At 52.3% G+C, this 12,920-nt stretch carries 7 protein-coding genes; 3 read left to right on the forward strand and 4 right to left on the reverse strand.

Going from position 1 to position 12,920, the window contains the following annotated elements:
- Positions 1 to 103 precede the first annotated feature (103 nt).
- The 3 genes from RDM37_RS00965 (at position 104) to RDM37_RS00975 (ending at position 8,614) form a co-directional block, all read left to right on the forward strand.
- Positions 104 to 3,733: a fimbrial protein gene (locus RDM37_RS00965; protein ID WP_308554387.1), complete on the forward strand. Its 3,630-nt coding sequence runs from the start codon at positions 104 to 106 to the stop codon at positions 3,731 to 3,733.
- Between the two features lie 477 nt (positions 3,734 to 4,210).
- Positions 4,211 to 7,228: a TonB-dependent receptor domain-containing protein gene (locus RDM37_RS00970; protein WP_308554389.1), complete on the forward strand. Its 3,018-nt coding sequence runs from the start codon at positions 4,211 to 4,213 to the stop codon at positions 7,226 to 7,228.
- A 42-nt stretch (positions 7,229 to 7,270) separates the two neighbouring features.
- The gene (locus RDM37_RS00975) at positions 7,271 to 8,614 is read left to right on the forward strand and encodes a hypothetical protein (protein ID WP_308554391.1); all 1,344 of its coding nucleotides are present in this window, start codon (positions 7,271 to 7,273) and stop codon (positions 8,612 to 8,614) included.
- Between the two features lie 172 nt (positions 8,615 to 8,786).
- On the opposite strand, the gene RDM37_RS00980 is transcribed toward RDM37_RS00975, so the two are convergent.
- The 4 genes from RDM37_RS00980 to RDM37_RS00995 all read right to left on the reverse strand — a co-directional run bounded on the left by RDM37_RS00980 (position 8,787) and on the right by RDM37_RS00995 (position 12,919).
- Complete coding sequence (locus RDM37_RS00980) at positions 8,787 to 9,158, reverse strand: hypothetical protein (RefSeq protein WP_308554393.1); 372 nt, start codon at positions 9,156 to 9,158, stop codon at positions 8,787 to 8,789.
- A gap of 186 nt (positions 9,159 to 9,344) precedes the next feature.
- Positions 9,345 to 10,544, reverse strand: a complete 1,200-nt coding sequence (locus RDM37_RS00985) for a T9SS type A sorting domain-containing protein (protein ID WP_308554395.1) — start codon at positions 10,542 to 10,544, stop codon at positions 9,345 to 9,347.
- 16 nt (positions 10,545 to 10,560) lie between these two features.
- The gene (locus RDM37_RS00990; protein WP_308554397.1) at positions 10,561 to 12,183 is read right to left on the reverse strand and encodes a hypothetical protein; all 1,623 of its coding nucleotides are present in this window, start codon (positions 12,181 to 12,183) and stop codon (positions 10,561 to 10,563) included.
- 49 nt (positions 12,184 to 12,232) lie between these two features.
- Positions 12,233 to 12,919 carry an HmuY family protein gene (locus RDM37_RS00995; protein WP_308554399.1) on the reverse strand — a complete coding sequence of 229 codons (687 nt, stop codon included), beginning with the start codon at positions 12,917 to 12,919 and terminating at the stop codon, positions 12,233 to 12,235.
- Position 12,920 lies beyond the last annotated feature (1 nt).

Consider the following 12,920-nt stretch of genomic DNA (forward strand, 5'->3'; position numbering starts at 1 on the left):
GCTTCCGAAACGAGAAAAAACTTCGCTTTTTACTTGCATATGAACTTAGAAAGCAAAGGGTTACACGACCAACAGCCAATTCGCAAGAAAACACAATAACTATATGACACGTCTGACTAAATACACCATTCATCTCATCAGCGGCTTGCTACTCGCTCTGCTCACCGCAGGGTGCGTCGCCGACCGCAACGTGAGCGACTGCATCACCGAGGGTGAGGAGGTCGAGCTCGAGTTCGCACTACAGGTGCCAGCTCTCGAGACATCCCTGCGCCAGCTTAGCGAAGACCAGGAGAAGCAGGTTGATAATATCACGGTCCTCGTCTTCAACACACAAGACGGTAGTGGTCAAACTCTCCCCGAGTCGGCCGAGACTTTCGCCTACAAGGCTACAGTCAAGAGCACCTCCCCACAGGGCGATGGTACCACGCTACTACGCTGCGCACTCACGGCTACTGCAAAGAAGATGCGCGTCGTCTGTATTGCCAATCATAAGTTCGAAACTTCAGACCTCGTCGAGGGGGCGACTAAGCAAGCCATCCTTGAGGATACACGCATGGTCAATCAGTTCACGACAGCTGGCTGGAAGACCGACGGCACGGAGCTCATCCCTATGTGGGGTGAGAGCGATGCGCAACCCGTCAGCCGCGCCACTAAGTTCAACGATTGCACTGCCACCAACGCTAATGGCGTCATCCACCTCGTCCGTGCCCTAGCACGTATCGACGTAGGTATCAACTTTGACGAGACCAAGCCCGCCGACGAAACCGCTAATGGTGGGGCTAAGTTCAAGATTAAGTCCGTAAATGTCTACCGCTACGCACAGTCCATGTACGTGACCGGTACGCAGGCACTCACCTTCCGTATGGACGGCAACAACACACGTGACCCATTGCCTCACACGCCAGCTACGATGACCGCTGCAGATGACACTAAGCCTCTCGAGTTTACGGCAGGCGCTGGTGTCGATAGCTACGTACGCAACATTTATGTCCCTGAGATCGCTAACAAGACCAAGGACAATGACCATCGCACCTGCCTCGTCATCGGCGGATACTATGACGGTAGCCCCAAGGTGACCTACTACCGTGTTGACTTCATCACACGTGAGACCAAGTCTCCACGAGACGTTATCACCAAGCAGCTAGACGTACTGCGTAACCACCGCTACCGCTTCAACATCACCGATGTAAAAGGCCCTGGTACGGACACCCCCGGGGAGGCGCTGAAGACCGAGCCGGTCAACCTCGCTTACGACGTCGTCGTATGGGACGAGGCTAAGATCGACAAAATCATGTACGACGGACAGTACTACCTCTCCGTCTCCAAGGATAAGTTCCACTTCGGCAAGGATGCCACCAGTGAGAACTACAAGATCCGCACCAACTGGCCTGACGGTTACAAGATCGTCGACGAGACTGGCAAGGTATGGGCTACGAGCCAAGGCGAAGCTGAGACCAACAATCAGTGGGTCTACTTCACCTCCGATGGTAAAGCCTTTGAGAGAGACGTGGACATGACGAGCATCCTCAACGTCCTCGGCAACGACACTGGCAAGGCCCGTGAGATACCCTATAAGAAGCTCTTCGTCCAAGCCGGTCGTATCAAGTGGCCTCTCAAGGTCACCCAGTCCGACAAGATCGAGCTAGACATCAAGATCTACGAGCAGGACAAGACGACGGGTAAGCTCTCTGCCGAACCCATTAGCTTCCTAGAGCTTAAGGAGGGGGCTGACAATGCTAAGCTAGTAGCTGTACGATACACTCCGGGTGCTAATCTAGAGCGCCAGCCTCTGACCACTCCTGAGAAGTACACTTGGACTAGACTAGACAATGGCAAAGAGCCAGGCAAGGCTCTTTATCGGGTTGAGATGATGTCTGGAACAACTACTTCAGAAGACCTCAACATCATTGAGTCTTCTCGCTTTAGAATTACTAAGAGTGGTGCTGAAGCCTATGCCGACCTTGCCGTCTCCTATATGAACTACAACGCTATACCATATAGAGACAAATCCTTTACGGTCAACATGCTGAACAGCACGGAGAACTATGTCCTCATCAACGTTCCAGCGCAATTCTTCATCAAGGCCAATGCTCCTTACAAGCTGACTATCGAGTCTATCGAACCAGATGAAAACTCCGCAATGACTGACAAAACGAAAGTCGTACATGACTGGGTGCCCGAAATGACCCTTCGCGAGTCTGGTGGTATGATCACTGGTGAGAAGATTCCTTTCCAGCCTTTTGACTGGATACATGGTGAGACCTATAAGGGTAAGAGCACCACTACGGGAGGCCTCTCGGCAGCTGTCGTAACCTTTACGATTGCTCCAACAGACCCCGAAAAGCACTTTAAGCCCAAGACCTTCAAAATCAACCTAACTGCAGGTATCGTCCAGCCTGAGGCAAACTGCTACATCATGAAGGCTGATCAGCAGGTACCTATCTTGATTCCTCTCTCTCGCATCAACACTGCCGCTGAATGGTATAAGCAGTACGAAGAGGAGTGTAATGAAATTGCTGAGTCAAGGATTGGTCTTACTGGAACCATGACCATCAGCAAAGCCGACTATGAAGCATATGCACAAGATGGCTATGCGGCACTACCCCGACTAGAAGATGGAGATCATAATGTAGAGGCTGCTGTAATATGGAGCACCATCGGTGCTACCAACAGCGTCAATCCTACTTACAAAACAGGAATATCAGTCCTCAAGACAGTAGTTGTAGGTGGCAAGAATTACCTCTTGGTCGCTTTGGATGCCAAAAACAAGGGTGACGAAGGAAATGCTGTCGTAGGAGTACGCCGACCAAACACTCCAAATGAGTTCTTATGGAGCTGGCATATTTGGGTGGTCACGGAGTATCCTTGGGAACAGCTCTCCTCATACTCTCGTGGTATCTTTATGAATAGGAACTTAGGTGCGCTATATGCAGGTCATGGTCTATTCCCAGGAGAAACAAACTTGAACTACGTTGGCCTCTTCTATCAGTTCGGCCGTAAGGATCCATTCTATATGGATGATATTAGCGGAAATGACATTACCTCAAAGATACCTAAGGAAAGAATTTATCTAGGCTCTCAGACCTTTAAGTCAGGGATTATGAAGGGGCAAAAACCAAGAGTTTATGGAAATGCTGTAGCCGACTACAATAAGCTGTACACAATGAAGCAGCTGATACGCTATCCGTATAAGATTGCAGGGCATGACCGCAATGAGGAGTATATACTTGAGACTGCTGGCCCAAACAAAGGTCGTAAGGTCGGGACTCTCTTGTGGCAAGGTGAAGCAATATATACCCGTCACGATAGGCTCTCTCGAGACCAGATAGCCCTACGTACGAAGAAGACGCCATTTGATCCTAGCCCTTACGGCTGGAAGGTGCCTTCTGTAGGAATGCTGGAGATGGGACGCTTCTCTGAGCTAAACAGCATGTACTTTATCAACAATGGATTTTTTAAAGCGACTGGACTGTCTGCAGAGTATGTTAATAATGGGTTAGTACACCTACACACAGCGACGACAGATATCGGAAGTCAGGGAAATGATGCAGTTTTCAATAACGGAGCATTCTTGATGAAGTATGTAAATAACAGATGGGAGCAAGAGTTCAACACCTCAGCCTTCTATCCAAACGCTCCAGCATCTGCACTGCCCGTTCGTCCAGTTCAGAATGAGCGTGAGACTGACTACAAGAAGTACACCGTGGAGGGCTTCTATCGCTCAGCCCGCTAACCGTACCGACCGTCACGGCTGAGCCGCCCAAGAGCGTGGCTTTGCCGTGACCAACAAACGACCCGAGGGGGTGCCGCCTGCATGTTTGCAGGCAGCGCCCCCTCGCTCGTTACAATAATTTAGAGCCGACTACAGATCGATACGGGATTGTGTCGGGGAAAAGTGATCCCCACGTGGGGATTTTTTATTTCCCAGGTGGGGAAGAAAAAACTCTTCGGAGGAATGAAATGAAACTTCGGAAGAATGAAATGAAACTTCGGAAGAAATGATTCGCCCCCACGTGGAAAATAAAAAACATCCACGTGGGGAATTGAGATTTCCCACGTGGAAATCAGTTTTCCCCGACACAGCACCGTATCGATATGTAGCCGACTCTAAATTATTGCAACTAGCCAGTGAACTGTCTCCTTGTCAGCGAAACGAAACAAACGAGTAACCGTATGATAACATCGCCGCGCTACCTTTGCAGCGTAAGATTTGAAACAGGACACATTTCGTATGCTACACAAGGCGCTTTTCTACACACTCGCCCTTTTGACACTCTTCATCGCTGGCACTGCACTGATGGCTCAGCCACACGGACAGCCCATCCCTCACAGCGGGGCAGACCTACGACTAGGCACCCTCACGGGGCGCATCGTCGACGAGCACGGCGAGGGGCTCATCGGAGCCACTGTGCGCATCATAGAGACGGGTGGCGGACAGGTCACTGACCTCGATGGCAACTACTCCCTACAGCTTGCCCCTGGCACCTATACCGTAGAGATCGCTTACGTGGGCTATGCTACCAAGCAGATCAAGGAGGTACACATTACCGCTGGCAAAGAGACCAGTCTCTCAGTAGATCTCGCCATAGCAGACAATGTCCTCGGCACCGTCGTCGTGACCGGCTCCTACAAAACGAGCAATACGGCGGGTGCGATGAAGATACAGCAGAGCATGCCTCAACTCTCCACGGTCGTATCGAGCGAGATGATCGGTAAGACGGCCGACAAGAACCTCGGCGAGGCACTCAAGCGTGTCACGGGCGTCACCACGATGAGCAATAAGTATGTTGCGGTGCGGGGTATGGGCGAGCGCTGGAACGAAGCTTCGCTCGATGGCATCCCACTACCCAGTACGGAGAGCAACGCTAAGGCCTTCGGCTTTGACCTGATCCCCACCTCGCTCATAGACAATGTGACGGTCCTCAAGACCGCTACGCCTGATGTCAGTGGCAACTTCTCGGGCGGACTTATCCAGATCACCACGAGAGACATACCGACGAAGGACTTTATCTCCATCAGCGCCGGCACCAGCTACAACTCGCTCAGCACCTTCCAGACGCAGAAGTACCGCATCAGAGGTGGCTGGGACTGGCTAGGCTATGACGACGGTCGGCGCACGCTTCCAGAGGGACTGCACGAAATACCTTTCGACCCGTACAACCCCGTCCCTGAGCTCTTCGAGCAGAGCAAGCGACTGACCACAGACAACTTTACCATCCACGAGGGCAAGACCCCGCTCTCGCAAAACTACCAAGTCTCTCTCGGTAAGAGCTGGGATCTCAACAAGAGCGGCAACCATCGGCTCGGTCTGATCGCCTCACTCACCTATCGCAACACACAGCAGCAGACCATCATCGACCACATAGAGCGTGGCGAGTGGATGAATGCCAAGCAATATAATAAGGTACAGGAGAGCTTTGTCGATACCGGCATCCGCAATAGTGGTGCCAACTACAAGTACAACACGACCCTTGCCGGCGTCCTCAACATCGGTTGGCAGCGGGGCACTAATCGCCTCAGCCTGCGCAACACCTACACCCATAAGTATGACAACGACCTCTCAGAGCTAACCGGTCTGAGTGACGAAGACCCCAACCCCGAGAGCAATCCTTACCGACAGCAGGTCAACTACCCAACCTTCCAAGACCTCTTACAAAACAAGCTCAGCGGTAAGCATCAGCTAGGCGAGTCACTCCGTCTCGACTGGGCACTAGCACACACCTACGTACAGCGCAATCAGAAGGACGCCGCCTTCACACAGCAGGTGAGCCGGCTAGACGAGGCTGGAGCGCGTCACTTCTACAATCAGGTAGGCGTGCAGTCGGGGACACTCTTCCCGCTGACCCGTGCTTGGTACCTCAACCACGAGCGAGACTTCAACGGACAGGTCAATGTGGAGCTACCTTTCGACCTCTTTGGCAATGACTGGTCGCACAAGTTCAAGGCGGGGTACGATGGTGCCTTCAAGGAGAACCGCTTTGAGTTTTGGGAGCTCTCGATGCACCTCTTCAACACACGTGGCTTTGACTTCACCACCAGCACGATTGCTGACCTCATCAAGGAGGAGAACATGCGCGACGGGGGCTTCGCCTGGGACCTCAAGCGACTCCAGGGTGACGGGCGTATGTACCACGGGCGGGTTATCCAGAATGCGCTCTACGCCATGCTCGATGACCGATACAGCGAGCTACTGCGCCTCGTCTGGGGGCTGCGTGTCGAGCACTACCTCTACCAAGAACTGAGCAACCCCTCCATGTCGATGGGTGAGCTAAACATTGTCGAGCAGGATCGCAAAGAGAAGCCTGTGGCTATTATGCCTTCGATCAATCTCACGATCACACCCATCAAAGACCTCAACGTACGACTAAGTTACAGCCGCAACACGGTACGCCCGCAGTTTATGGAGCGCACAGCTTACCGCTTCTACGATCCCTTCCTCGGTGGGGAGATCTTCAACCAGAGCGTCATATCGACGACCGTAGACGGTGCTGACCTCCGTGTCGAGTGGTACCCCGGCGCTGGCGAGGTGATCTCCATCGGTGGCTTCTACCGTTACCTAGACAAACCTATCGAGCGCATCGCTCAGAAGACCGCTTCCTTTGCCCGCTTCTACATGCTGATGAATAGCGACAAAGCGCACAGCTACGGTGTCGAGCTAGAGCTACGTAAGAACTTCGGCTTCATACCTCTAGGTTCTTGGCTCGAGCATCTTTACCTCAATGCCAATGCGACCTTCACCCAGAGCATCGTCACCGGTATGGTCTCACGTGCCGACGAGAGCGGCATACTGCGCTGGGTACCTGTCACGCAGCGCCGACCGATGTACAGTCAGGTGCCCTATATGTACAATGTGGGACTCTCCTACGAGAGTGACACCTTTGGGGCCAATCTTACCATGAATCGCTCTGGACGCAAGCTCGTTCTCAACACGAACCAAGCCTACGAGCAGGAGTACGAGGCACCCTTCAGTCAGCTCGATGCACAGCTCTCCTACACCTTCCCCAAGTATGGCGTGACCATCAAGGTCAATGGCTCTAACCTACTCAACGCTAAGCATATCATCTACACCAACCATGTGGACGACTTCGAGCGTGCCGCTGACAATAATCAGATCCTAGACACCATGAGACATGGCACCTCTAGCGACTACGAGCCAGGGCACGACAACGTCGTCTACCAGTACCGCGATGGCCTCTCGCTGAGTGCCTCCGTTAGCTGGACTTTCTAAAGAATCAGAGATACCAACACTTTAATTATCTATCATAATATCATGAACAAGACAATCCGTTTACTAAGCCTCGTGATGGCTACCCTCATGAGCCTGGCACTACTTACCTCATGCGACGAAACAGGCAATGAGCCTAATGGTGGAGGCGACAACAACAAAGTCACTGGTCGCACCATCGGTGGCAAGGAGCTCGTAGTCGTCGAGGGACGCATCAATGGCAAGAACAATCACTGGACAGCCGACAAAGTCTACGCACTCAAGGGCATCGTCACCGTACCAGCCAATGAGACGCTCACCATCGACGCGGGCACCACCATCATCGAGGAGCCCACACCATCAGGTGCTACGGGCGTACTCGTCATAACCCGTGGTGCTAAGATTATGGCCGAGGGTACCGCACAGAAGCCTATCGTCTTCACCTCTTCCAAAGCTGTCGACAACAACGCTGGCCGTCCCGCTCCTGGCGACTTCGGCGGTGTCATCATACTGGGTAAGGCTAAGGTCAATACCCCAACCGACGCTCAGTTTATCGAGGGTCTCAACCAAGGTGTCGAGGAGTACCGCTATGGTGGCGACAATGACGAGGACAATAGCGGTGTACTGCGCTACGTACGCATCGAGTACGCTGGCTTCATCCTAGGCGACAGCAACGAGATCAATGGACTCACCTGCGGCGGCGTAGGTCGTGGCACCACGCTAGACCATATCCAGGTCAGCTGGGGGCTAGACGACAGCTTCGAGTTCTTCGGTGGTTGCGTCAATGCTACCCACCTCGTCTCCTACGCTTGCGACGATGACAACTTTGACTTTGACAACGGCTTCACCGGCAGCATCACTTACGGTGTCGCTATTGCCAACCCCGCCTCGACACACTCCGACAGCAAGGGTAAGTCTGACAGCAACGGCATCGAGCTAGACAACAATGCTAAGGCTCAGGACGAGACCTTCTCACTCATCCCTAAGACGCACCCCACACTGACCAACGTCTCTATCATCGGTGCATCTACCCGTGTAGCCAACGTCCACAACAACTTCCAGGGCGATGCCTACAAGTACGCAGCTCGTGTACGTCGTGGTGGTCAGATAACGCTCAAGGACTGCATCCTCACTGGTTATCCTAAGGGCTTCGTCCTCGATTCTGATGCCGACAAGATGGAGCATAGCAAGATCGAGGGTAGCTCCTTCCACGGTTTTGATACTGCCTTTGATATCAAGAACGGCTCCACCAAGCCTACCACAGGCATCATCGAGGTGATCAATAAAGACTCCGCAGCTACCTTCGGCATGAAGGCTCCTTTCGGCACTCCAGCCGACTTCACAGGAGCTCAGGTCGGCGCCTTCCCCGCTAGCAAGGGCAACTGGCTACAAGGCTGGACCGCCTTCTAGTCGTCTCTCTAGACGCACAAAGCACTAACCAAATAGGGACGGACCTTGTGTCCGTCCCTATTTTGTTTGGTGGTCTTGCTGTGATCCGGCTTTTGGCTACTACGTCTCCGGGTGTTGTGAGATTGAGCCTATGCGATGAGATGAGTAGCTAACTCAATAAGCGTAAGGTCGTCTAGCTCTTTTGAGGCTTACTAACTTCCCCGACCCAGAGAGAGACTATGAGCAGTAGCTGCAGCGCAAAGGCGTAGATCCAATATCTATCTAACCAGAATAAGAGGCTAAACAGAGGGAGTATATAGCTAGTGCCTAAGACTATGAGGAGCTTTTTGATACCTATGATTGGGTAGTCTCCACGATTGAGCTGGCGACACACCCAGGCGACCAGCACGATCAATAGGAATGTGACCGAGAGTGCTAGACTCTTTGCCATCTGCGCATGAAGCTCACTAGAGGCTTCTCCTAGAGAGGAGACCATCAGCACCCAAGCGGCAATAAAGGAGCAAAACCATGAGAAGTTGCTATCTAGGTGGAATCTGTTTTTCATAAGGATCGTACTACTTTTCTTTCTTCATTGAGTCTGGCTACAAATGTACAAATTGTCATTCAGCTCCCCAACTTCGCACATCTTACGTATAACGCACCCCATAGAGCACACGACTCGCTCATCCCGTATGCAAGTGCGCACGAGATGAGCGAGTCGTATACCTAAGGTTGCTGGCTAGAGTGGCTCCTAGCGAACGACCTTGAAGGTCTGGCTACCAACCTTGATTAGGTAAGAGCCAGCGGGGAGTGTAGCTGTACTGATAGTGGCCACGCCCTCGATGGGCTCTACGACCTGAAGGCATTGTCCCTGTAAGTCATAGAGAGCCACAGTGGTCGTCGCATTGGTAATCGTCCAGTTCATATCGTCACAGACCAGATGACTCTGAGAGGGTGTAGCTAGGGGCTCTAGGGCGAGTGGCTTATTGGACTCATAGACGAATGTTCCGCCATTGCTCACATCGGTTGCCACGGCATCTTTGGAGCCATTGTACAGTAGCGGATAGGAGAGAGCCTCTAGATTATAGTTCTTAAATCCATAGAGGAAAAGACGTGCCAACGTGGGGAGAGGATAGTAAGTCTTAGCGGCCGGTTGTCCCGTCGTAAATGTAAACTGATAGATAAACCCGCCACCTCCCAAGGTTGCTAGATTGCCATTGTCGTCATAGTCAAAAACCGTCTCAACGAGATCACTCCCCGCCTTGAGATAGGAGAGCCCTAGCATGTACCTCCCATCTGCGTCAAAGGTTATCTCCTCAGACTCAAAGGGGCTTCCGTCTGCATTCACCGCTGTGCGCTTGTAGAGCTGCCCCCTCTTGTTGTATTCGAGCGTAGTGGTAAAGCCTTCGGACCACTCAAAGGCATTAGGGTCCAGAAAGTGGATCGTAGCTTTGCTCGGGAGTCCCTCGGCACTATATTCGATATTGAGCTTGTAGTCCTCCACGAGGGCGGTGTCCTGGGGGTTGGTGTTGAGGTTGTTCCAGCGCACGAAGAGGGTCATCTGCCCCTGGTCGTTGTATGTATAGCAGTAACGCCTGGCGACGACAAGGTCGTCAAAGCCTTTACGCTCTCCATACTCCACCTGCTCGATGCACTGGTGCTTGTCGTTGTATAGATAGTCTATGTATAGCCCTGAGTTTCGTTGTCCCGTTATCGTATCCGTCTCGAAGTAGCTACAGCGAGTGATGTCGTTGTGGGCATTGTATTCAAACTCAATACCCTCATTACCAAAGACGCCGATCACCTTAGAAAGACGATAGGAGGCTTGGTCGGGTACATGATAGAAATCGCTGAGAGCCTTCAGATTGTTTTCCAGCATCTGAGCGGATAAAAGTATGGAACTACCTAATAGTAGGTAGAGGAGGCAGAGAGTCCTGTGTAGTGCTTTCATATTGAGTAGTCTTTGTCTAAAGAGATAGTTTGAGTGTCGTCTCACCGATTGTAAGGAGGTAGAGACCAGAGAGAGTATACGTAAGGTCTATCTGCTCCGTGCTAGCTCCCGTAGCCACGGTAGTGAAGATAGTCTCGCCGAGCCGTGTGTACAGTGTAATAGGAGTGCCAGCAGATGCTCCAGTGATGGTCAGGTGATCTGAAGAAACCTCTACGGTGTAGCAAGTCTCTCCTACTGGGCTACTGACTGCATTACTATTACCCACTCTAGTGAAGGTCGCCTCAACACGGACGTTGTCACCCTCTATGAAGAAGTATCGGTCCTCTAGGATGTCCTCACCGTTAGCTCTAAGGTACTTAAGCTCATAGCCCTCATCGGGAGTGCAGGTGAGCTGAACTTTGGTGCCGTCTGGCACCGCATTGGGGTCGGAGCAGTCGGCCTCTACCTTGCCCTTGCCCAGCTTAACGATTGTCACCTTGTAGGTGTCCACTGGGATAAGCTTGTAGGAGGCTCTGATCTCTACATCACTCGCTACGGAGATATACTTCTCAGCCGTAATATCTTTGTCGCCAGCCATTAGATGCTCTAGCTCGTAGCCCTCATCGGGGGTACAGATGAAGTGTAGGATAGCCCCTTCGGGGACTTTTGTGAGGTCATACTCTTGCTCCTTTACTGTAAGGGTACCGTGCTCAGGCTTCTGAAGCGATACACGATAGCTCTTGACTGGGCTAAAGGTTGGCGTGACGGTGACATCAGCCTTGACGATGAGTGTGCGGGTGTTTGTGATGTCTTCTGTGCCTGCCATAAGCTTGGTCAGGGCATACCCCTCCTCAGGCTCTGCGGTAAAGGTCACAGCACTACCTGCGAGGAGGTGCGTCAGGTCTACGCCCTCGGGAGCTACGATGCGACCATGCTCGGCCTGAGCTATGGTCACCTTGTGATAGCTCTGCTGGGGGGCGATGATTACTTTGCCCGCATACTCCTCCTTGCCGTCGAGAGTGATGGACATTACATCGTTGAGCTCTGCCACCTTAGCACCGCTGGGGGAGGTGATAGAACACCCCTCGAGGGTTAGCTCCTTGAAGTATCCTATGGAGACCATGCCCTGATCGTTTAGCGTTGAGGCGGTGACATAAGCTTTGTCGATCAAAAGGTGAGAAGAGACGAAGTCGCCCACGAGTCCGCCATTGAGCCCGATGGCTGTAACGGAGACTCCATCGGCAATAGTCAGGCTAGCCCCAGATCGACAAGCATAGGCATAAGCCTGCTCAGAGGTAATGCTGAGAGAGCCTGGCCCAGTGATCCGGACGGACGAGCGCATCGATATAGCATCATCAGAGCCCGTGCATACGAGCTGGTTGGTGCCCTCTACCTGTATGGTTGTCTCGTCAGGCATCCAGCCTGTGAGTATCCTCGAGACGGTGTTGATCTGGACATCCCGTAGCGTAAGCGTCTTAGTTGCAGCAGACCATGAGACGGTACCCTTTTGGTCAGCAGGCAGTAGCTGTGCATGATCCACAGAAGTGTCGACGTTAACCTCCATAAATATCAACTCTTGGGCACCCACTGGGAGGGTGAATAGCCACAAGGATATGGCTACGCCAAAGAGCTTTAGGAGCAGTGGTAATTGTTGATTCATTGATTGATCGCGTTTTGATGTTTGTATAGCATGTGGCATAGTTGCCTCGCTATTTCTTGTCTACCAGCATGGCGTACTGGATCGTGATATAGCCACGCTGCTTCTTGTTGTTCTGATAGTCTAAGACGCGTAGACGAACGATTTCTCCCGAAGCTGTCCGAATAAGGAAGATAGCGTTGTCTATATAGACTTGAGGTGGCATACCCTCTTGCGTGATGATCCCCTTGTTGAGAAAGCCTCCCCTGCCGTCACACTCCGAGGAGAGGAGGAAGTTAGCCTGCTGCATCTCATACTTAGTCCTATGGGAGCCAAGACCATCATCTTCAAACTGCATCAGGAGTAGCCCCTCACGATCTAGCTCCCACTGGCTATCCTTAGGTGTAGGTATTTCCTCTGTAAGGATCTTCTGCTTGGCAATGCGCACAGCAGCGCCCTTGCCTTTGCCCGACACTCCACCATTGGTCTTGAAGTCGTAGCGGTGCAGGCCGAGATCCCACGAGAGGTCATTGGCTGGGTCAGTCACCTGGACCAGCTCACCAGTAGCAAAGTTTAGGTAGACCCACTTGGTGTAGTCAGTCGCATCGATGGTCATTCGCTTGACCATCCACTCCTTCTCAGGATTAGAAGGTGGCACGACGGGCTTATCTGGGGTGTCTGGCGTAGGCTTCGGTGCAGGCTTGTTACAAGCAGTGCATAGGAGCAGTACTAGGAGTGTAAGTAGTGAGAGTTTCTTCATA

It is taken from the genome of uncultured Porphyromonas sp., assembly GCF_902489635.1.
Taxonomy (GTDB): domain Bacteria; phylum Bacteroidota; class Bacteroidia; order Bacteroidales; family Porphyromonadaceae; genus Porphyromonas.